Here is a 20,567-nt window from a genome sequence, read left to right as displayed (position 1 = left end):
GCGCACCGAAAGCGCCCGGAGCCCCTGCGGCACCCGGCGCACCGAAAGCACCCGGCGCACCGAAGCCGCCGACGCCGTAAGGCAGGTGTCTCGCAGCCAAACGGCATGCAGCGTTTGCTCAGCCGTTGATCAGGGGATAGCGCAAGGAGGTGGTGCCGCGATCCGGGAGGATCGGATATCGCTCACAGTGTGTGCGAGACGTTTCTAAGGTTTTATTGAGTGAACCAAAGAAAGAAGGAAGGAAAACATGGCATACGGTAAACAATGGCAAACCGTGATGGAGGATGGAACGGTCGTAACCCGCAGCAATACGTGGTCGCCTCCGGGAAGCCATCCTGTCGGATACGGAGTCAAGGTCGTGACCAAAGACGGGGAGCTCATCCGCGTCGAGGGTGACGACGACAACCCGATTACCACCGGTCGCGTCAATGCGATGAACCTCGCCCTGCGCGAGTACACCTACGCTCCGGAGCGCATCATCCACCCGATGAAGCGTGCTTACGAGGATCGCGGCAAGGACAAATGGATCGAAACCACGTGGGACGAGGCACTCGACACCATCTGTGAGAAGGTGCAGTACTTCAAGGACACCTACGGCCCCGAGTCCATCGTCGTCTTCGGCGGCACCGGCCGTGAGGCGTGCATCTTCTATTACGCGCTTACGTTCTCTGTTCTGCAGTCGCCCAACTGCTGCTACACGCAGTCCGGTTGGTCTTGCTACGGACCGCGCTGCTCGATCGCCGACTACGTGCTGGGCGCGGGGTATCCCGAGCTCGACTATGCCGGTCATCTTCCGGGCAGCTACAACGACCCGGCCTACACCGTTCCCAAGTGGATCGTGGTATGGGGTAAAGAGCCCCTGCCCTCCAACGGCGACGGCTTCTTCGGCCACTGCCTCGTCGACCTGATGAAGCTCGGCACCAAGATCATCTCCATCGACCCCCGCATCACGTGGGTCGGCGCGCACGACGGCAACATCAACCTGCAGGTTCGCCCGCAGACCGACACCGCCCTTGCGCTCGGCATCATGAACCTCATGTTCGAGAGCGGCGAATACGACAAAGAATTCGCCGAGAAGTGGATATACGGCCTCGACGAGATGAAGGCCCGCGCGGCCGAATACCCGGTCGAGAAGGTATCCGAGATCACCGACGTTCCGGTCGAGGACATCAAGCGCGTTGCCCACATCGTAGGCACCGAGCGCCCGATAGGCTGGGCATGGGGTCTCGCATTCGACCAGAACAAGAACGGCGTGCAGCTTTCGCAGGCCATGATCATCCTCGCAGCCCTCTCCGGATCCATCGACCGGCCGGGCGGCCTCACCCTCGGACCTCCGTCGGCTCTTCTCGGCAAGTGGCGTATGGAGCAGCGCGGCGCCATGGAAGACGACGTGTGGGCAAAGCGCATCGGCGCCGCTGCATGGCCGGGCCTTTCCACGGGTATGGCGACCACCCAGCCCGACGAGACGCTCAACACCATGGAAACCGACGAGCCCTACGCGCTCAAGATGGGTTGGTTCAACAGCTCGAACTTCCTGACCCCCACCTGCTCGGCTCAGCCGAAGCGTTGGCACAAGGCTCTCCAGAAGCTCGAGTTCGTCGTTGTCCAGGACCTCACCATGACCCCGACGGCCATGGCGGTGGGCGATTACTTCCTGCCGATGGCAACGTGGGCGGAGCACAACGGCATCGTACTCACGCACTACGGCCGCAACACCGTGTTCATGGGCCCCATGAACAAGGCGCTTTCGGTGGGCGAATGCAAGTCCGACGTCGAGATCTGCCTCATGTTCGGTCAGCGCCTCAACCCCTCGTGGTGGCCCTGGTACAAGCCTGCCGACGGCAAGTCGCTCGACCTCGACGCCCTCGCGGTTGCGGTCGAAGATTTCTACAGCGATCAGCTCAAGGAAATCGGCTACGACTGGAACTCGTTCAGGGAAGCCGGCCTCTATCAGCCCGGCGCCCATGGTTTCGAGTACGAGAAGTACGAGAAGGGCCTGCTGCGCTTCGACGGCGAGCCCGGCTTCAACACCATCACCGGCCAGATCGAAGCCTACTCGATCCTGTACGAGTCCTGGGGCGAAGATCCGCTGCCGTACTACGAGGAGCCGAACTACAGTCAGATCAGCCAACCTGATCTCGCTGCCCAGTACCCGCTGTTCTCCACCTCGGGTTCTCGTCGCTACAGCTCGTTCCATTCCGAGCATCGTCACGTGCCTTCGCTGCGCCAGATCGATCCGTGGCCGTGGGTTCAGATGAATCCCGAGACCGCTGCGGAATACGGCATCACCGATGGCGACTGGTGCGAGGTGGCCAACATGTTCGGCGAAGCTCGCTTCAAGGCCGAGATCACCCCGGTCATCAAGCCCGGCATCCTGAATTGCGCTCACGGCTGGTGGTTCCCTGAGCAGGACGGCGAAGAGCCCAACCTGTTCGGCGTGTGGAAGTCTAACTTCAACAGCCTCGTGCCCCACTTCAACGTCGGTAAGCTTGGCTTCGGTGCTCCGTACAAGGGCGTTATGTGCAGCATGCGCCGCGTCCGTAGTCTCGACCAGGACTAACTGAAAGGAAGTGGCATAAAATGGCAGATCAGAAATACGCTTTGCTCGTCGATTACACCTACTTCTCCGGCAACCATGCCGCAGAGATCGCCTGCAAAGAAGAACTCGGACTCCCGATCGACCAGTTCGGTATCAAGGAAGTCGAGATCGGCCCCTTCAAGAAGGGCGAGGGCAACGACGGCGACGCATGGGAATGGTTCTACCTTCCGTGCCCGACGTCCATCTTCTCCGAGCACTGGGGAACGGGCGGCGATAAAGCCGGCCAGCGCCCCTTGGCTGTCCAGGTAGAAGAGTCCGCGTCCATGTACTACGGTACCCTGGAAGACATGCAGGCTAAGATGGCGGAGTTCGATCGCCCGATGGTTCTGTTCCAACTGTAGGTTTTCTGTAAGAGACGGATGCCGTGGTCATCGGTCGACGAGGTCGATGACCATGGCGTCCGAGTTGAGAGACTGACAAGGAGGGCACTATGACCCGAGACGAGTTTTTGGAGCTCGACGCTCCCGAGGCGGCTGAAAAGCTCAACGCTCTTCTAGCTGAGGGCAAGAGCCAGGAAGAGGCCATGGCCGCTTGCGGAGTTGAAAAATCCGACCTCATGAAGGCCCAGATCTTCTTTGTGAAGGACAAGTACATCGCCCGCGCTTGGGGCGGCTACACCTCGACGAAGCGAACGGGTAACGAAGGCGCCGGCGAGCTTGGCCTCGGCGGCAGCTTCAAAGACATCAAGCCGGTGAGCTAAGCTTTAGGCGATACGTTTGCACAGAGGTACAAAGAGGACTCGCTTGTTGCTCGAAGTGAGTCCTCTTTCAAAATGGTGAGCACTGCGGTGCCGGCAACGCTTTACTGGCGAGAAAGCCTTACCGGCACCGTATTGGCAACGAGACAACCATGGGAAACGTGGATACCGAATCGCACAAGGAGGCAGACGCTTATGGGAACCGAGGACATCATCAAAGCCGAGATCGAGGAAATGGGCCGTTTGACGCCTGAGCAGGAAAACATCCTGTACAACATATCTTTGAAACAGGATGAGCTGGGTCGGGAATCGGTGAACCTTTTGCTCGAGAAATTGAAGGGGAATCCCGTGTACGAGCCGTTGCTTGAACGGAAGTACCTGACCTACGATGTGTTCAACCACGGAGGCAGCCACGAGATTGCGTGTTTGTACGTTACGCTCAAGGGACTGCGCTATTGCATTATGTTCGCTGACGAGCTTTCTCGCCGGCGCAAGCTCAATCCTGCGGGGGCGCCTTGGCAGGATGCGGAACTGAAGCGAGGGGCATAACATGGAAATCGGATCAACGGTAACGCTTACCTATACGGGCAAGCTCGATGACGGTACCGTATTCGGTTTCGCCACGCAAGACGAGCCCATGAGGTTCCAGACCGGCATGGATGCGGCCATAGACGGCTTCGAGAAGGCCGTGCTTGAAATGAACGAGGTCGGCGAGAAGAAGACCTTTACGGTCGGCGAGTACGAGGCGTACGGCGAGTACCTCGAAGGCCATACGACGAAGATCCCGCTCGAGCAGATTCCCGTCGACAACGTGACCGTTGGAAAACGGATCTGGCTCTCGAGCGCCGAGGACGGAGCTCCTACGCCCGCAACCGTGCTGGGAATCGAAGGCGGCATGGTTACGTTCGATCTTAACCATCCGCTCGCAGGGAAGGACCTTATATTCGAGGTCGAGCTGCTTGAGATCGAAGATGCTCCCGAGAATTTCGTCTCGGCGGCGGAGAAGGCGGCGCACTTGAAGGAGCAGTCGAAGCTTCTGGGCGGCGACCAGGGAGACGACTTCCGCTAAGCGCGCTTTCGGCATCCGAACGCCTTCCTCCGCACGCCCGAACGAACCGTGAAAGGTGAATGCCATGTGCTGGTCATGCAACCCGATATGCGGTGGCTGCCGCCCGCCGCGCAAACGCCCGGTCAAGTGTCCGGAATGCGGCGCGTTCAACGCAGTCGACCTCGAGCATATGGCTGCGTCGAACCCCTGCACCAAATGCGGGTTCGATCTGACTGAGCTCGCCACGCCCGAGTCCGTAACGTGCACGATCTGCGGCGAGATTTGCTACAACCCGTGCCGCAAGGGCAGAACCGAGCAACCCGGCGGCGAGTCGCAACCCTGCAACGTGCGGGTGTCGAAGCCGCTGTAGTTTTACGCTGACATGCTGCTGCGACGCCCTGCGGCTTCGAGCGCGCTTCGCGTCGTATGCGCCCTCTCTTTCTTGCCGTGTCGGACGACGGCTTTTCCATGCATGCTCGCACATGTGCGCCGGAGTCGGTTCGTATGGACAAATTCTTGCCAGGATTTCCCACACCGAGGAAATGGCCTAGAGGCGGGCTTCCGGTAATCTCAGTTCAGAACCATGCATCATTGGGGATGGTTTAGGTGCTCTGCGGAAGATCATCCATATGGAGCGATTCTTGACAAAGGTAATCGCGTCGGCTGCTCGGTGGACGGCGCGAACGGCCGGCGCTTAGCCGCCTTTTCGATTGAGTTCATTATGCATAAAACAGACGAATTGTCGTTGACTATATACTTAATAAAGGATAATATTGGGCAGCGTCGGGACGAAAACCGACCTATGAACTAAGGGAAACAAGGAAGGGAACGCATGAAGAAACACGTACGCATTTTGCTTACCGCCGTCCTCTCGTTTGCGCTCGTGGGGGCGTTCGCATTGGCCGGCTGCTCCTCTGCGCCCGCAGAGGAGCCTAAGCAGGAAGGGAACACGCAGGCCCAGGAGCCCGAGCCGACCCAGGAGGCCGTCGAGCTCCAGATCTTCGCCGCGAACTCGCTGTCGAAGGCGATGGAGGAAGTGCAGGACCTCTACATGAAGGACCATGATTGGGTGACGTTCGCCGACGCCCAGTACGAGGCTTCGGGCACCTTGAACGAGATGCTCGGCGCGGGTTCGTACGCCGACATCCTCATTACAGCGTCCAAGGGCACGATGGATACCGCCGTCGACGAGGGCTACGTCGACAAGGCGACCCGTTTCGACATGTTCACCAACGAGCTCGTCATCGTGACGGGTGAGAGTTCGGATCTTAAGGACATCACGCTTGCCGACATCGCAACGGGCGACTACAAGATCTCCGTCGGCGACGACAACGTTCCGGCCGGCAATTACGCCAAGCAGTCGCTGTCGACCACCGATCCCGCATGCTGGATCGATCCCGACGGCAAGACCGGCGCCGATTCCGCGGGCAAGGGCGGCACGTTCGAGGGCACCCCGCTCGCTGGCATGGTGACCGAGGGCTCGAGCGTCGGCAACGTGTGCTCGTACGCCAATTCGGGCGACGTTGACCTCGCGATGGTCTACAGCTCGGACGTGTACCGCTTCGGCGGCGTGAAGATCGTCGGAACCGTTCCGGCCGATACGCACAAGAACATCATTTACCCGGCCGCCATCTGCGCCGAGTCTGCGAACTCCGATGCCGCCAAAGAATTCCTCGATTGGGCCTTCACCAACGAGGACGCCATCAAGATCTGGCAGGAATGGGGCTTCGAGTTGGCTGCGTAAGCCGCCGTTTCACGGTATGATTAAGCGCGCCGCGCTTTCGACGGGAGGATGGAAGGCCGAGCTTTCCATCCTCCCGTCGTACGCGAGGCTTGCCTGACGATGGGAACGCGAGAATGGAACATAGGATGGGAAAACGCATAAGCGCCCTTGCGATGGCTTTTGTGCTGGTATTCGCTGCGGCATGTCCGGGTCTTGCCTTTGCCGACGACGCCTTCCTGGACGATTCCCCCGAAAGCGCAGATCCCTCGTCTGATAAGGCGGACAGCTCATCTCCGGACGAATCGACGGTCGTCGTCGACGACGTCGTCGTTTCGGCCGAAGGCGAAGCTGCCTTGATCGAGGGAGCTACGTTCGCCGTCGACGATTTCAGCCGAGCGCAGAAGGGTTCGAACCGCGAGCTCGACGGGCAGTACCTCGGATACAGTTATTACCAGGGCTCGACGGCCGACTACGCCGTCGCCGTCGCCACCGAGAGCTATGTGCTCGTCTACGTGCCGCCCTCGGCGCATGCGCTGTGCGATGCGGGCGATGCAGGTTCGCAGGAGACGCTCAAGCGGTACTTCCTTGCGCTCGACGAGGTATCGCTGACGGGCGGCATCGTTATGGACGATACGGTGCCGTGGTACTTTACGAGCGAACCGACCGAGACGGTCGAGGGCATCCGGTACAGCTTCGCCGTCGAAGCGGGCGAGGGGAAATACTACGTGTGCGCCATCGGGGAAGACGGCAGCGACGTGGTCTCGACCGCGGTCGAGGGCCTTACGCGTCCCACCCACGTGGACTTTCTGAAGATCGTCGAACCCGATGCGGTCGATATCGTGGCCGCTTCTACGGGATTCGCAGCGTTTACCGAGTTCTTGGGCGGCATCGACATGTCGCCGTTGTGGGTTACGCTCAAAACCACCGGTACCGCCATCGTGTTCATCTTCGTGTTGGGCTTGGCTGCGGCCTACTTCACCCTGCGCATCTCGAAGCGCGCACAGGATATCTTCGACACCGTCTTTACGATCCCGATGGTGCTGCCGCCGACGGTATGCGGCTTTCTGCTGCTTTTGCTGCTCGGGCGCAACACCGCGCTCGGCCAGTGGTTCATCGATATCGGCTTCCCGCTCATCTTCAGCTGGCAGGCAACGGTTATCGCTGCCGTGGTGGTGGCGTTTCCGCTCATGTACCGCAGCGCGCGCGGCGCCTTCGAGGGCCTCGATCCGAACATGCTCGATGCGGCGCGTACGCTCGGCTGGTCGAACGCGAAGATATTCTTCAAGCTCATGCTTCCTTTGTCGTGGAGCTCGATCGCGGCGGGAACCGTGCTCGCGTTCGCCCGCGCGCTCGGCGAGTTCGGGGCAACGCTGTTTCTGGCCGGCAACTACGTCGGTATTACGCGAACCATTCCCATCGCCATCTACTTCGAGTGGATGAGCGGCAATATGGACGTGGCCCTGTTCTGGACGGGGGTCATTCTCGTATTCAGCTTCATCGTGATCCTGTTCATCAATCTGTGGAGCAGGCGTACGACCAGATACCGTAAGGGGGCCTCCGAATGAGCCTCGAAGTTTCCATCAAGAAGCGGTTTTCGGGCTTCGAGCTCGATGCGGCCTTCGCTGCCGAAGACGAGACGCTCGGATTCCTCGGCGCATCGGGGTGCGGCAAAAGCCTCACCATGCGCTGCATCGCGGGCATCGAGAAGCCCGATGAGGGCCGCATCGTAGTGAACGGCCGGGTGTTCTTCGACTCCGAGGCCAGGATCAACCTGACGCCCCAGCAGCGCAAGACCGCGCTTCTGTTCCAGAGCTATATGCTGTTTCCGAACCTCACGGTGGCGGAGAACGTGGCGGCGGGCATCGGAAAGGATGTGGCGAAGGCCGACCGCGACGCCGTCGTGCAAAGCGAGCTCAAACGCTTCGGACTCCAGGGCTTCGAGAAACGCTATCCTGCGCAGCTTTCGGGCGGGCAGCAGCAGCGCGTAGCCCTTGCGCGCATGCTTGCGGCGAAGCCGGGCATCCTCATGCTCGACGAGCCGTTCTCGGCCCTCGACGCCCACCTCAAAGGGGTGCTCGAGCAGAACCTCGTGAGCCTGTTCGACGCCTACGACGGCACGATCCTTTACGTGAGCCACGACATCGACGAGGCGCTGCGGTTCTGCGACCGCATCGCGGTGGTGGAGGACGGCCGCATCGTGGAAGAGGGCACGGGTGACGATCTCGTGAACCGACCCCAGAGCCAGGCGGGTATCAAGCTTTCGGGCTGCAAGAACGCAACGCCGGCCGAATACATGGACGATCACCGCGTCCATCTGCCCAAATGGGGCATCTCGCTTTCAACGGAGCAACCCGTGCCGAGGGATGTGAAATGCCTCGGCGTACGCGCGTTCTTCTTGGAGCGCGTCGAAGAGCCGGGGGAGAACGTGTTTCGGGTGAGGGCGGACCGGGTGAGCGACTCGCGCTTCGACCGTACGGTGCTGCTGGGGTTTCTCGAGCGCAACGAGGCGGAGGCTCCGATCGTGTCGGCCGACGAGGACGATATGAAGTACCTGCATCAGCATGTGTTCTGGCGGGTGAACAAGCTGTCGGTCGCGCCCGGGAAGCTGCCCGAGGAGGGCGACGAGCTGCTCATCCGCATACCCAAGGACAGGCTCTACCTGGCAAGCAGGTAGCTGCGCCGGGCGAGCGGGCTCTATGCCGGGCAAAACCGGTCCGCACTGAGGCGAAACAGGGCGAAACGGTACGAAACATGACAAAAAGCCGATCTGTTTTGCTGTTATGCCCCTGATTGCGCATGGGGATTGCTATAATATCCTCAACTGAGAAGAGAGGCGATCGGCATGAAAGACTCGCATGGCCGTACTATCGATTATCTGCGCATCTCGTTGACCGACCGGTGCAACCTGCGCTGCATATACTGCATGCCCGACGAAGGCGTGGAGCAGATGTCGCATGAGGACATTCTGCGCATCGAAGAAATCGAGGAGGCCGTGCGCGTCGCCGCCACGATGGGCATCACGCGCGTGCGCCTTACCGGCGGTGAGCCGCTTGTGCGCAAGGGCGTGGTGGATCTCATCAGGTCGATCAAGAACACGCCCGGCATCGAGCATATCGCCATGACCACCAACGGCGTACTGCTGCCGCGGATGGCCGACGAGCTCAAGGAAGCCGGCCTTTCGCGCGTCAACATCTCGCTCGACACGCTCGATCCCGCGCAGTTCTCCATGATCACGAGGCGCGGCAAGCTCGAGGACGCGCTTGCGGGAATCCGGGCCGCGCTCGATGTCGGGTTCGATCCGGTGAAGATCAACGCGGTCACCGTTCGCAGCCTCAACCAGGATTACCTTGCGTTTGCCAAGCTCTCGATCGAAAACCCGCTTCACGTGCGGTNCATTCCGGCCGGCGGCGCCCGCCCCGAGGGCTGGGGGCCGGCGCGGTACTATACGTTCGAGGGCGCATTGGGAACGGTCGGGTTCATTTCGCCGCTTTCACGTCATTTTTGCTCCGAGTGCAACAGGCTGCGTCTGACCGCCGACGGGAAACTGCGCCCCTGTCTGTTCTCGGACGTCGAATTCGACCTGCGGGATGCCTTGCGTGCGAACGACACGGAGGCCGCAAAGGCGGTGTTTGCCGAAGCGCTCGGCGCAAAGCCCGACGACCACCACGACAAAGTGGGTACCGAACGCGGTATGTCCCAAATAGGAGGCTAGAGCATGACCGATCAGAATCTCACGCATATCGACGAGAAGGGCGAGGTGCGCATGGTCGACGTGTCGCAGAAAGCCGACACCGAGCGCATCGCCGTGGCCGAGGGCTTCATCGCCATGAACTCCTCGACGCTCGATCTGATCGTCGAGGGCAAGGCGGCGAAGGGCGACGTGCTCGCCTGCGCCCGGGTAGCCGGCGTCATGGCGGCGAAGCAGACCTCCGCGCTCATTCCCATGTGCCATCCGCTCAACATCACGAAAGCAAAAGTCGATCTGGAGCCGGTGTTCGCGGGCGAGCGCGAAGATGGCAATGTGGGCATTCACGTGCTCGCTACCTGCGGTGTAACCGGTAAAACGGGCATCGAGATGGAGGCGCTCACCGCTTCGAGCGTTGCGTGTCTGACCATTTACGATATGTGCAAGGCGGTCGATCGCGGAATGGAGATCATGGACGTGCGCCTTCTTAAGAAAGACGGCGGCAAATCGGGCCTTTGGGAGCGCGGCTGATCTCGATGCACGCAAATTGTCGGCCGAAAAACACGGTTTTCGGGGCAATTCCGTGTTTTTCGGCCGACAATGTTCATAGTGCGTTCGACGTCGGCCCCCACGCGCTACGAACGGATCGCTAGCCGAGATCGCGGCTAGCGAAGCGGAGCGCTTTGGCGCCGGCCGCGCAAGGTCAGCCTTGTTCCTCCGATGCGATTCGCTGCATCTCCTCGACGAACAGCCTTCCGTTTTCGGATGCGGCGAACCCGTCGGTGTACACGGCGTAGAAATCGGTTTCGAGCGGCAGGTCGTCGAGCGAAAAAGCGCGGCATTCCTCCCGTGCGTCGATGCCGAACCGCGGAACGAGCGTGGTCGGCACGATACCGAACATCTCCTGGAAATCGTAGGAAAAGTACTCGAAATGGTCGGCGAAGCTCATTGTCTGCAGCGCGATGCGCGCCCCGCATGCGGCGAATCGGTCGGCGACGCCATCTCGCAGGTAACCGTGATAGATGTCGGGCGGTAGCATGATGGTGGCGCCGTCGAGATCGGCGGCGTTGATCGACGACGCTTCGAAGAGGGGGTTTCCTCTGGTCATGAGGAGCTTGATCTCCTCGGTACGCACCTTGAACCCCTGCATGCCCTCTGCGAGCATCTGCCGTTTCGGGCTGGCCACGTAGCTCTTGCACCCCGCTACGACGATGTCGTTTTGCTGCTCGGCGAGCGCGTCGGTCGTGCTGCGCGGTCCGCTGGCGGTGACGATCTCGATCTGCTTTCCCGGGTGCTTCTCCTGGACGGCCCGCCGTGCCTTGTAGAGGATCGATTCGAGCCATGGCAGGTTGGTCTGCGCGATCGTGACGGTGAGGAGATTATCGGCGATGGCGCGATATTCCCCGATGATCGCTTGAACCGATTCGATCAGGTGCGTCCCCGTTTGCACGAACCGCTTCCCGGCGGGCGTGAGCATGGCCTTTCCCTGCTGCTTGCCCACAAGCTCGCATCCGAGTTCGTCCTCGAGTTCCCTGATGTGCTCGGAAAGCGTGGGGCGAGTGATAAACAGGCGTTTTGCAGCCGTCGAGTAATTGAGCTCTGCGGCGAAAACGAGGAACTCCTCAACATGACGCGTATCCATCGATGCCTCCCATACAACGATGAGCGAGTTGTAAAGTTTATTTTACAGCATTGTACGTTCTTTTGGTATCGTGTTCGGTTTTTCGTCTTCCCGATAAAAAGGTCTCCACGGTTTCGGGCGGTCCTCAGCTGAAAATGGCAGTGCAATCGGTGTTCGGTTGGATGGCCGAACCCAAGGAGGAAGGGGATTGTCATGGAACTTGATCGCAGAAGCTTTCTGAAAGGTGCGGCGCTGCTCGGCGGCGCGGGCGCGCTTGCCGGCATAGCAGGCTGCGCGCCCGCTGCCGACAAGGCGTCGGGTAACAAAAACGCCGAGGCGGGCGATTCGTCCGAGCGTGCGGCGTTCGAGGCCGCCGCTGCACCTATCGAGCCGGCGGAGCCGCCTTCGTCGTGGGACGAGGAGGCTCAGGTGGTGGTAGTCGGTTCGGGGGCGGGCGGCATGAACGCGTCGATCCGCCTTGCGCAGGCGGGCTATCGGGTGCTCATGCTCGAGCGAAGCGAAGAGACGGGCGGCAATTCGAAGCACTCGTCGGTATTCTCGAACATCGGCGGCCATCGCCAGGCCGAGGATCTCCAGTGGGCCTATCCGTCGTATCCCTACGACGTCGACAACATCGTCGAGTACTTTATGGATTGCCAGCAGATGACGGGAGATCCCGATCTTTTGCGGGCGATGGCAACCGAGGGGCCGAAGTGCATCGATTGGATGAACGAGAAGGCCGGCGCGAAATGGGTGCCCATGAACCCGTCGCCCGCAGGCGCAGGGCTGCTCGAGTGGGAGGGCATGTCGACGCCAACCAACGGCATCAACGTGAACCTCATACCTTTTCAGGAGCTCGAGAAAACGGCGGTCGGGGCGGGCGTCGAGATCCGCACGGGGTGCACGGTCGACACGCTTGTTTTCGACGGCACGGCGGTGCTCGGGGTGAAGGTGACCGAACAGAAAGAGGAGAAGTTCATTCGCGCCGACCGTGCCGTCGTGCTTACGGCGGGCGGCATGGAGATGAACCGCGCCATGATGGCGAAGCATGCGGCGACGTGCTTGCACGGCATCGCCAACATCGCTACGCCGCCGAACGGCACGGGCGAGTGTATCCGCATGGGGCAGGGTGTCGGAGCCGATCTTTCGGGCTACGATTCCACCGGCGCTTTTGACGGCGGTGTATGGTGGCGCGACTACAGCGAGTTCGACACCATGATGGATTCGCATATCAACAAAGACGGCAACCAGGCGCTTCGCCAGCCGTGGTTGCGCATCAACCGCGATGGACAGCGCGTGCCCTTCATCTCCACGTCGGCAACGAGCTACCCGTACTCCACCGATGCCGCTCCCTCCTCGGCGGGACTCTGCGATACGGCCGCCATCGAGATGAACCAGCCGGGCGGCAAGACCTACTGCTGTTTCGATTCCAAGTTCGACCAGCTGGTAACCGATAACTTCTTCGGACAGATCATCTGCCGCAAGGCGAAGATCGTTGCCGACGACGATCCGTACATCGACCGCGTGCCCGAATGGCTGCGCGATTGGCACACCGGATTCCAACAGATGGTCGATGCGGGAGCCATCGCGAAGTGCGATACGATCGAAGAGCTCGAGGAAGCGCTCGGGCTCGAGGGCGGCGTGCTCGCGGATGCCGTTGCGCAGTGGAACAAGGCGTGCGCGGCGGGCGAGGACTATGCGGCGTCGTACAAGTACCCGCCCGAGTGGATGATCGCCATCGACGAGCCTCCGTTCTACGGGGCGAAGCTCGGCGGCCATGTGTTCGGTTCGAAGACGGGGCTGCGCGTGACCCCCTCGATGCAGGTTGTGAACACCTCGGGACAGGTCATCCCCGGCCTGTATGCGGGCTGGCATACGGCAGGCGGTTCGTCGGGCGAGGGCAATCCCTCCGGCAAGCCCCTCACGGGCATGTACGCCGATCTGGGGCTTGCGTTCGTCGGCGGCTATATGGTCGCGGGCGGCATCATGGGGGAGGACGGCAAGGCCGACGCGTAGGTTTGCGGAGCGAAACTGGAGCCGTCTGACGGCGGCTCCAGTCGGTATGAGGTGCGGTGCAGGCAAGGATATGCCGAAACCCGCAACTGCCGTTGGCTTCCCTGTCGATAAATCCCTTTTTGAAATATAAGGTGCACCTTGCTTTTCGGTTGGGCCGTACTGCCGCCCGACGCACGGAGGCGCTCGGGTTGTCATCCGGGACAGCGTTCAGGGTGGCGTTCGAGGGAATGATCGTGGGCGATCGGGACAGCGCTCGGGGCCTTGCGATTCAGGAAACCCCCTCGCCAAGAAGTCGTTGCTTTCGTCATCCTGCGCCCATCCGCAGCGCGTCTCAAAGTGTGGTTTATCCTGTGCGTCGCGCTTCCGCATCTTTTCGCAAGAGGTTCGCACGTGGTCGATAAAAAAGTTCTTGTCAATTAATAGACTAAGTCCTATACTTGTTCTGGTCTGAAACACAGGAAGAGCCGCATTCCCCCAATGCGGCTCTTCCTGTGTTCGGCGCGGTTTCGCCTTTGGCGATTGGGCGGCGGATCCCCTGCGATCCTCAAACGGAGCTCTCGCATTGCGGGGCGTGTACGGGGCCGAGGGAGGGACTCGGCCCCGTACACGTTTGCGCGCTACTTCGACAGAATGTCTCCGAGCAAGTACCCCCACGTGAGGGCGCGGCCGTTCGAGTTGCCTGCCATGTTGATGGGGTAGTCCACTGCGTAGATGTCGCCCGAGGCGTTGCCGGTGGCGTACAGTCCCTCGATCGGCTGCCTGTTCGCGTCGAGCACCTGCATGTCGGTGTTGATCTTGAGGCCACCGACGATTGCGAGCAGCGCCACACCGACTTTCGCCGCATAGAACGGCGCTTTCTCGACGGGGAAGAGGTATTCCTGCTGCTTGTGGAAATCGTCGTCGGAGCCGGCCGCTGCGATCTCGTTGTAGCGGGCAACCGAGGCCTTGAGCTTGTCGGCGGGGATGCCCGTCAGCTCGGCCAGCTCGTCGAGGGTGTCGGCTTTGAACACCTTGCCGTCATCGGCTTCGAGCCCTGTGTTCACGAAGTCGATGTAGTCCTGCGCAACGAACGGAGCTCCCACATCGCCGCCCATGGTGTCCCAGAACATGCCGCCGCCACCGGAGAACTCGAGCGCCTTCACGTTCTGCTCGCCGAAATCGGCGTCGAAGATCGACCAGGCGATGTCGTCGGTCTGATGCATGACGTTCATCGACTTGCCCTGCACCCAGGTGGCTTCGTTCATGAAGCGCTCGCCTTCCATGTTAAGGAACATGAACGCGCCGTGGAACTGCAGGCCGGCTTGCGGATGGAGCATGAGGGGGAAGGGGCCGTCCTGCACGGTGCCGCCGGCCCACAGCCCCATCTTGATGCCGTCGCCGGTCGAGTAGCCTACTGGGGTGTTTTGGCATTCGAGCACATGGTGCACGTTCTCCTCGCAGTAGTAGTCGACCATCTCGGGATCGTCGTGGATGCCGCCCGTAGCGATGACGACGCCCTTGCTCGCCTTGAAGAGCAGCACGTTTCCGTCCTTATCGGTTGCGAACACGCCCGTGACCTTGTCGCCTTCTTTCAGAAGCTGGGTTGCGGTCGTCTCGAACCGGTAGGTTGCGGGTTTGTCGTGCTTGCTGGCATCCTGGGAGTCGACGTAGAGCACGTTGGTAGCCTGGAAGTAGCTGCACTCGGCCGGCCATTCGGGCGTGGCATCGGTTTTGTGGAACTGGTGGTAGGAGAACGATTCGGGAATGATGGCCTTCGGCGCATAGGCGCGGAAAGAGTCGGGTTCGACACCGTACTCGGCGGCCTTGTCGATGAGCCAGTCTCCCGCTTCGCCGGATTTGTTGAACCACAGCGATACGAGTGCTTCGTTCACGCGGCTTCCGCAGCTGCGAACCCACAGGTGCTGGGCTTCGGGGATGTTGACGGTAAGGTCTTGGCCGATGGATTCACCGTAGGATTTCGTGAATTTGGTGTTGCAAAGCCCGATACCGCCTCCGCGACCCTGGACGGTGGGCAGCTTTTCGAGCACGATGGTCGACAGGTTGTGATCGGCGCACGATGCCGCCGCTGCGCAGCCCGCGTTGCCTGCGCCGAGCACGATGACTTCGGCTTCTTGCACCTCGGTCGCGTCGCTTTCGGAAAGCGCCTGCGGTGCCGTCATGAACGAGGGGTTCTGGATGCGGCCGTAGCCCATGGTGGTATTGCCGCCACCGCCGCCGAATCCGATGGCTTCCGACTGTTCCGCGGCGGCATCGCCTGCTGCGCTCGCCTTGTCGCCCGAATCTGTGGGGGCGGGTGAGCATCCCGCGAGCCCTGCGGCTCCGGCGGCGATGGCGGCGGTTGCGCCCAAACCGATAAACGAACGCCTCGACAGCGTGTTCTTCTTTGGCATGAATCCTCCTTTGACGGTGATGCGAAGGTGCGGCGCACCTTCCGCGGCTCCCTTCTGGCCGCAATGCCACGGTATCTTCGGGAGGATGCAGAGCGCACCGTATGAAACCTGCCGTTTTCCGTTTTCGTCAAAAATAGGAGGTTTCCTGCTATACGTGAGACGGGGAAGAATCGCCCGCATGTAGTATGCTGTGCCGATGGGTAAACGAGGGGAGTTTCATGGGAGTCGGCAGTGCAGAGAAAACCGAGACCGGGGATTCCCCGTTTTCGTTTCGACTGCTCGGTATCGGGTTTTGGCAGGCTTGGTGGATGCTCGTGCTCTGCACGACGATCGTCGTGCCGCCCGATCTCTCGTTTCTCGGCGTCAGGCCGAGCGTGTGGACGCTGCTGTTTACCTCGATTGGATTTGCGATTGCGGCGATCATCGCTCCGCGCGTCGGTTCGTTCATCGAGCGGGGGCGCATGTTCGGGGTTGCGGCGCTTCTGTGCACGGTTGGTACGGGAGTCTGCTTGGTCATGCGCGCGCTTCCGGGCCACGACGCGTTCACCGGCTTGCTACTCGCTTTCTTGATGATCGCGGCATTCGGCAATGCCTTGCTTTTGGTTATGTGGGGTGAGCTTTGGGCTACACTGGCCACCGATCGCGTGAGCCAGTACCTGTTCTCATCGTACGCGTTCGCATTCGTTTTGTTCTTCGGGGTCCAGCTTTTGCCCGAGATCGTGACGGCTGCTGCGGTGTGTCTGCTTCCTCTCGCTTCGTGCGCTATCCTGTATTCGTCTCGCGACGAGACGCGGCGCGCTCCGTCGGCTGCCGTCTTCGCCGTCGACAGGCCGCTTGTTGTAAAGGCTATGGGCGCCGTTGTGGTAGCTGGCCTCGCCTACGGCATCGCCCAATCTTTCTACGCCAGCATGGCTGCTCCGCATATTGCAGAAGGTCGCCCCGACCTGCTCGTAGCGGGTGCGTGCTTCATCGCGCTTGCTGCGCATATTGCATTCGAGCGGTCGGCCGCGGCGCCGATTGCGATGTTTCGCCCCATCGTTCCGGCTCTCTCGATAGGGTTGATCCTGTTTGCAGTCCTGCCGATCGCCTACGGTTATTTCGGCAACGGGCTCGTCATCGTCGGAGGCTACTGCCTCGATATTCTCATCATGCTCGTTTCGGCCGACCTTGCATTTCGGGCGAAACGACCGGTTGCCCTTTTCTTCTCGTGCTCTATCCTCGTATTGCGCTTGGCTACGATTGCCGGCTTGGCTGCCGTCGACCTCGCCGCGGGGGTCGGGCTTGTCTCGCCCGACAGTCAGCTGCATCTCTTGATCGCGCTTGCCGTACTGGTCATATTGGTGGGGACGCTCGTTTTTTCCCAAAGCGAACTGCAGCGGTTCTACCGGCCCCAGCCTGCAATACGTCAGAACCGCGATCTCGAGGAGCATTGCGCGGTGATGGCGGAGCGCTGCGGGCTGACCGCGCGGGAAGCCGAGGTGCTCATGCTGCTAGCGAGCGGACGAAACGTTCCCTACATATGCAAAGAGCTCTGCATCGCGGAAAGTACGGCTCGCCATCATGTGGGCGCCATTTACCGCAAGCTCGGCGTATACGATCGCCAGGGCATGATCGATGTGATTCTGCAGGGATAGCGGGACCTGCTTCGATCTGGTGCGATACCGATCTTTCGAAGGTTTTACCTGCGCCTTATCCCGGCTTGACAGGACGGCGGTACAGTGAGCCTGAAACGATGCGAGGCAGATAGGAGATCGTATGCGGGTAACGGGTGTGATATTCGATTGCGACGGAACGCTGCTGGATACCATGGGGGCATGGCGCGGCGCCGAGCGCGAGCTTGCGGGCCGAGCCGGAGCGAAGCTTTCATGCGACGACGTCGCGCTGCTCAATACGCTGACCGTCGATGAGGCGGGCGAGTTCTTCCACGGGAAGTTCTCGGTCGGCGCGAATGCGCGCGAGGCGGCCGACCAGCTCCAGAATCTCGTTGTCGGGCATTACGCGCTCGCCGTGCAGCCCCGCAGCGGCGCGCTCGAGTTCGTACGTGCCCTCCGCTCTCTCGGCATAAAGATGGGCGTGGCTTCGTCGAGTCCGAAGCACCTGCTCGAGATCGGGCTCGGCCATGCCGGTCTGCGCGAATGCTTCTCGATCGTCGCATCGACCGACGACGTGAACGCTTCGAAGCGTTCACCCGACGTGTACGAGTACGCTCGGGCTTTTCTCGGTACCGCAAGGGAGGAGACGTGGGTGTTCGAAGACGCATCCTACGCCTTGCGAACGCTGGCGCGTGCGGGATACCATACGGTCGGCATTCACGACCGCGACGATTCGGGTACGTTCGACGAACTTTCCGCTCTTGCCGATTTGGCTATACGGGGATACGAGGACATCGATCTGATCGAGTTCGTGGCAGGCCGCTATGCACGCGAAAAACCTGTGTGCGAAGCGCTGGTCGGCGTTCGGTAGCTTCAAGGCTTCGCCTGTCGATGATGCCCAGCCGTAACCTGCGCGACATGCCGCAGGCACGTATCGGCAGCCGCCAGCGCCTATTATGGAGAGCGTTCGCATCGAAATAGGCAATCGGTGCAGGTGTGATACAATAATCCGCTGGAAATGCATCAGAGAGTTAGGGTAGATATATGTCAGGGCATTCAAAATGGGCAACCACGAAGCATCGTAAGGCCGCGCAGGACGCAAAGCGTTCGGCTTTGTTCTCCAAGCTGTCCCGTAACATCACGGTGGCAGCCAAGGAGGGTGGCGACCCGAACCCCGACAACAACGCGTCGCTTGCGGCCGCAATCGAGAAAGCCAAGGGCTACTCGCTTCCCAAAGACAAGATCAAAACCGCCATCGACAAGGCGTTCGGCAGCGGCAAGGACGCCGCCAACTACGAGACGGTCATCTACGAGGGCTACGGCCCGGCAGGCGTAGCCATCTACCTCGAGGCGCTCACCGACAACCGCAACCGTACCGCCGCCGACGTGCGCAGCGCGTTCTCCCATGCCAACGGCAGCCTGGGCACTTCCGGATCGGTGGCGTTCCAGTTCGAGCGCAAGGGCCAGATCATGGTTCCCAAAGAGATCGAGGGAGACAAGAAGGAGGGCATGAAGGCCAACGGCGCCGCGGGCGACGAGGAGGAGTTCATGCTCGCCGTAGCCGAGGCGGGCGGCGACGATTACGAGGACGCCGACGAGGAGTGGATCATCTACACGAGTCCCACCGATCTCATGGCCGTCAAGAAGGCGCTTGAAGAGGCCGGCCTTGCCACCAAGGGTGCCGAGCTCATCATGGAGGCCACTACCCCCACCGAGGTAAGCATCTCCGACGCAAAGAAGGTCATGCGCCTCATCGACAAGTTCGAGGAGCTTGAGGACATCCAAAGCGTGTACCACACAATGGACATCACCGACGAGATCGCCGCCGCCCTCGACGAGTAGGGCTTGTACGATAGATTCGATTCGGTACGGGCGCGCTTTCGGGCGCGCCCGTTGCATGCACGCGATGCGGTTCGCCTTCGACGTGCATTCTGCTCGGCGTGTTCCCTGTGCGGCTGCTGGGTTCCGGGGGTCAGACGGCGTGCCTATCGGTTGGATCGACTTCGGTCGATTCGAGCAGTGCCATGAGTTCGGAGTGGGAGTGGATGCCGAGTTTTGCGTAGATGTTGCGCGAATGCGAGCGCACGGTATTGAGCGATACCTGAAGGTGGTCGGCAACGTACTTGCGCCCATGACCGCGCGCGAGCAGCATAAGGACCTCCTGCTCCCGCTCGGTTAATCCGTAGGTCTGCGATACCGATCGGGAGCGTACGCGCATGCGATCCTCCGCGTCGAGCGATCCCGCCTTTCTCTTCGCCATGTCGATGACGTCTTCGTGCGAGACGGGCAACATGAGCCTATCGAGCTGTTTTGGGGGAGAAACGAGCAGGGCGAGCAGGATGAGGGCGTACGCTGCAATGAGGAACGGCGTGGAAGAGAGGTTTTCCTCCACAAGCAAGGGGGCGACGTTTCCGCCGATGAGGTAGCCGATCAGACTGCCGAACAGGACGGCGGAGTACCCTAATCCGAATATTCTCAGCGGCGATGCCTTCGATTGGAAGCAGATGTAGGCGAAGATGCAGAAGGCAACATTGCCCGTAATGCCGCTGAGAGTGCCGTTCAGCGCATAGAACAGGGGTATTTGATCTTCGAACAGCGGGAGGACAACCAGGATGATTGTTGTCCCGACGAACAGGAAATAGCAGACGCGCCCATAATCGACCTTCTTGCTGGCATTGAACGCGTAGCAGATGAAAACGAAGGCGACGAGCATTTTAAGGAGAATGTTGCCCGCGACGCCGAGCTCGATCGCCTCGGAAGTCTGAAACGTTGCGAGCAGCGTTTTGATGTAGTTCGAGCAGAAGCGAAACGCGAAAATCATGAAAACGAGTCGCGCGAAGGTTCTGCCGAACGATTTGGCGGCTTTGGGCTGCACCGAAGGATTGCTTTTTGCGGGGATCAGCGCAAAGGTTACCGCTCCGAATGCCGGCAAAAGGCAGAAAAGCGCAGTGGATATCGGGGTGGGGGCAACGGTGATGACGAGGTACAGGCATGCCGCCACAAGCTGCGATGTCATGAAGAGAAGCATCGCCCTCCAGGGGGAAAGCGCACTGTACAGGATCCCTGCTTTGACGAGCAGCGCCGCAGCGCCGAGCCCTGCAAGAAGCGCCCCGGCGTGCAGAAGCACCGGACTCGATTCGGGGACGAGCCACGATGTTGCAAGGCACACGTCTCCGGCAACCGCCATAGCGGCGGT

18 protein-coding genes are annotated in these 20,567 nt (G+C 60.8%); 15 read left to right on the top strand and 3 right to left on the bottom strand.

Features of this window, described 5'->3' with window-relative positions:
- The first annotated feature begins 247 nt into the window (after positions 1-247).
- The 11 genes from C1722_RS07520 (at position 248) to moaC (ending at position 10,283) form a co-directional block, all read left to right on the top strand.
- Positions 248-2,560: a molybdopterin-dependent oxidoreductase gene (locus tag C1722_RS07520; protein ID WP_102378686.1), complete on the top strand. Its 2,313-nt coding sequence runs from the start codon at positions 248-250 to the stop codon at positions 2,558-2,560.
- A gap of 20 nt (positions 2,561-2,580) precedes the next feature.
- Entirely contained in the window at positions 2,581-2,940 is a 360-nt protein-coding gene (locus C1722_RS07515) for an oxidoreductase (RefSeq protein WP_102378685.1), read from the top strand.
- Between the two features lie 89 nt (positions 2,941-3,029).
- On the top strand, positions 3,030-3,299 hold the full coding sequence (locus C1722_RS07510) for a hypothetical protein (protein ID WP_102378684.1): 270 nt from the start codon (positions 3,030-3,032) through the stop codon (positions 3,297-3,299).
- A 192-nt stretch (positions 3,300-3,491) separates the two neighbouring features.
- Entirely contained in the window at positions 3,492-3,845 is a 354-nt protein-coding gene (locus C1722_RS07505) for a hypothetical protein (protein ID WP_102378683.1), read from the top strand.
- A 1-nt stretch (position 3,846) separates the two neighbouring features.
- Positions 3,847-4,365, top strand: coding sequence for an FKBP-type peptidyl-prolyl cis-trans isomerase (locus tag C1722_RS07500; RefSeq protein ID WP_102378682.1), 519 nt, complete (start codon positions 3,847-3,849; stop codon positions 4,363-4,365).
- Positions 4,366-4,429: 64 nt separating this feature from the next.
- Positions 4,430-4,714 carry a hypothetical protein gene (locus C1722_RS07495; protein WP_102378681.1) on the top strand — a complete coding sequence of 95 codons (285 nt, stop codon included), beginning with the start codon at positions 4,430-4,432 and terminating at the stop codon, positions 4,712-4,714.
- A gap of 462 nt (positions 4,715-5,176) precedes the next feature.
- Positions 5,177-6,088: a molybdate ABC transporter substrate-binding protein gene (locus C1722_RS07490; protein ID WP_102378680.1), complete on the top strand. Its 912-nt coding sequence runs from the start codon at positions 5,177-5,179 to the stop codon at positions 6,086-6,088.
- Positions 6,089-6,213: 125 nt separating this feature from the next.
- Positions 6,214-7,632 carry a molybdate ABC transporter permease subunit gene (modB, locus tag C1722_RS07485; RefSeq protein ID WP_244902479.1) on the top strand — a complete coding sequence of 473 codons (1,419 nt, stop codon included), beginning with the start codon at positions 6,214-6,216 and terminating at the stop codon, positions 7,630-7,632.
- Complete coding sequence (locus C1722_RS07480) at positions 7,629-8,741, top strand: sulfate/molybdate ABC transporter ATP-binding protein (RefSeq protein WP_102378678.1); 1,113 nt, start codon at positions 7,629-7,631, stop codon at positions 8,739-8,741. The genes modB and C1722_RS07480 overlap by 4 nt, the downstream gene beginning before the upstream one ends.
- A 168-nt stretch (positions 8,742-8,909) precedes the next feature.
- A complete protein-coding gene (locus C1722_RS07475) occupies positions 8,910-9,779 on the top strand; it encodes a GTP 3',8-cyclase MoaA (protein ID WP_102378677.1) in 870 nt (289 codons plus the stop codon).
- 3 nt (positions 9,780-9,782) lie between these two features.
- A complete protein-coding gene (moaC, locus tag C1722_RS07470; protein ID WP_102378676.1) occupies positions 9,783-10,283 on the top strand; it encodes a cyclic pyranopterin monophosphate synthase MoaC in 501 nt (166 codons plus the stop codon).
- Between the two features lie 172 nt (positions 10,284-10,455).
- Here the strand turns inward: moaC and C1722_RS07465 are convergent, their stop codons facing one another.
- Complete coding sequence (locus tag C1722_RS07465) at positions 10,456-11,394, bottom strand: LysR family transcriptional regulator (RefSeq protein ID WP_102378675.1); 939 nt, start codon at positions 11,392-11,394, stop codon at positions 10,456-10,458.
- Between the two features lie 192 nt (positions 11,395-11,586).
- Here C1722_RS07465 and C1722_RS07460 point away from each other — a divergent pair, with 192 nt between their 5' ends.
- Entirely contained in the window at positions 11,587-13,389 is a 1,803-nt protein-coding gene (locus C1722_RS07460; protein ID WP_102378674.1) for an FAD-dependent oxidoreductase, read from the top strand.
- A gap of 617 nt (positions 13,390-14,006) precedes the next feature.
- On the opposite strand, the gene C1722_RS07455 is transcribed toward C1722_RS07460, so the two are convergent.
- Entirely contained in the window at positions 14,007-15,779 is a 1,773-nt protein-coding gene (locus C1722_RS07455; RefSeq protein ID WP_180995080.1) for an FAD-dependent oxidoreductase, read from the bottom strand.
- A 218-nt stretch (positions 15,780-15,997) separates the two neighbouring features.
- Here C1722_RS07455 and C1722_RS07450 point away from each other — a divergent pair, with 218 nt between their 5' ends.
- The 3 genes from C1722_RS07450 (at position 15,998) to C1722_RS07440 (ending at position 19,213) form a co-directional block, all read left to right on the top strand.
- Positions 15,998-17,413, top strand: coding sequence for a helix-turn-helix transcriptional regulator (locus C1722_RS07450; RefSeq protein WP_180995079.1), 1,416 nt, complete (start codon positions 15,998-16,000; stop codon positions 17,411-17,413).
- A 121-nt stretch (positions 17,414-17,534) separates the two neighbouring features.
- Positions 17,535-18,242 (top strand): HAD family hydrolase, encoded by a 708-nt coding sequence (locus C1722_RS07445; RefSeq protein WP_102378671.1) that lies wholly within the window; start codon positions 17,535-17,537, stop codon positions 18,240-18,242.
- A gap of 173 nt (positions 18,243-18,415) precedes the next feature.
- Positions 18,416-19,213, top strand: a complete 798-nt coding sequence (locus C1722_RS07440) for a YebC/PmpR family DNA-binding transcriptional regulator (protein ID WP_102378670.1) — start codon at positions 18,416-18,418, stop codon at positions 19,211-19,213.
- A 130-nt stretch (positions 19,214-19,343) separates the two neighbouring features.
- On the opposite strand, the gene C1722_RS07435 is transcribed toward C1722_RS07440, so the two are convergent.
- Positions 19,344-20,567, bottom strand: a 1,224-nt coding sequence (locus tag C1722_RS07435; protein ID WP_180995078.1) for a helix-turn-helix transcriptional regulator, incomplete at its 5' end; no start/stop codon positions are given.

The organism is Raoultibacter timonensis (assembly GCF_900240215.1).
Classification (GTDB): Bacteria; Actinomycetota; Coriobacteriia; order Coriobacteriales; family Eggerthellaceae; genus Raoultibacter; species Raoultibacter timonensis.
The sequence above is the reverse complement of the archived record's forward strand: the minus strand, read 5'-3'. Positions and strand labels throughout refer to the sequence as shown.

Bases quoted from the DNA above. Each gene is read 5' to 3' on its own strand.
- C1722_RS07520 (WP_102378686.1), top strand. From the start codon at position 248: ATGGCATACGGTAAACAATGGCAAACCGTGATGGAGGATGGAACGGTC.
- C1722_RS07515 (WP_102378685.1), top strand. From the start codon at position 2,581: ATGGCAGATCAGAAATACGCTTTGCTCGTCGATTACACCTACTTCTCC.
- C1722_RS07510 (WP_102378684.1), top strand. From the start codon at position 3,030: ATGACCCGAGACGAGTTTTTGGAGCTCGACGCTCCCGAGGCGGCTGAA.
- C1722_RS07505 (WP_102378683.1), top strand. From the start codon at position 3,492: ATGGGAACCGAGGACATCATCAAAGCCGAGATCGAGGAAATGGGCCGT.
- C1722_RS07500 (WP_102378682.1), top strand. From the start codon at position 3,847: ATGGAAATCGGATCAACGGTAACGCTTACCTATACGGGCAAGCTCGAT.
- C1722_RS07495 (WP_102378681.1), top strand. From the start codon at position 4,430: ATGTGCTGGTCATGCAACCCGATATGCGGTGGCTGCCGCCCGCCGCGC.
- C1722_RS07490 (WP_102378680.1), top strand. From the start codon at position 5,177: ATGAAGAAACACGTACGCATTTTGCTTACCGCCGTCCTCTCGTTTGCG.
- modB (WP_244902479.1), top strand. From the start codon at position 6,214: ATGGGAAAACGCATAAGCGCCCTTGCGATGGCTTTTGTGCTGGTATTC.
- C1722_RS07480 (WP_102378678.1), top strand. From the start codon at position 7,629: ATGAGCCTCGAAGTTTCCATCAAGAAGCGGTTTTCGGGCTTCGAGCTC.
- moaC (WP_102378676.1), top strand. From the start codon at position 9,783: ATGACCGATCAGAATCTCACGCATATCGACGAGAAGGGCGAGGTGCGC.
- C1722_RS07465 (WP_102378675.1), bottom strand. From the start codon at position 11,394: ATGGATACGCGTCATGTTGAGGAGTTCCTCGTTTTCGCCGCAGAGCTC.
- C1722_RS07460 (WP_102378674.1), top strand. From the start codon at position 11,587: ATGGAACTTGATCGCAGAAGCTTTCTGAAAGGTGCGGCGCTGCTCGGC.
- C1722_RS07455 (WP_180995080.1), bottom strand. From the start codon at position 15,779: ATGCCAAAGAAGAACACGCTGTCGAGGCGTTCGTTTATCGGTTTGGGC.
- C1722_RS07450 (WP_180995079.1), top strand. From the start codon at position 15,998: ATGGGAGTCGGCAGTGCAGAGAAAACCGAGACCGGGGATTCCCCGTTT.
- C1722_RS07445 (WP_102378671.1), top strand. From the start codon at position 17,535: ATGCGGGTAACGGGTGTGATATTCGATTGCGACGGAACGCTGCTGGAT.
- C1722_RS07440 (WP_102378670.1), top strand. From the start codon at position 18,416: ATGTCAGGGCATTCAAAATGGGCAACCACGAAGCATCGTAAGGCCGCG.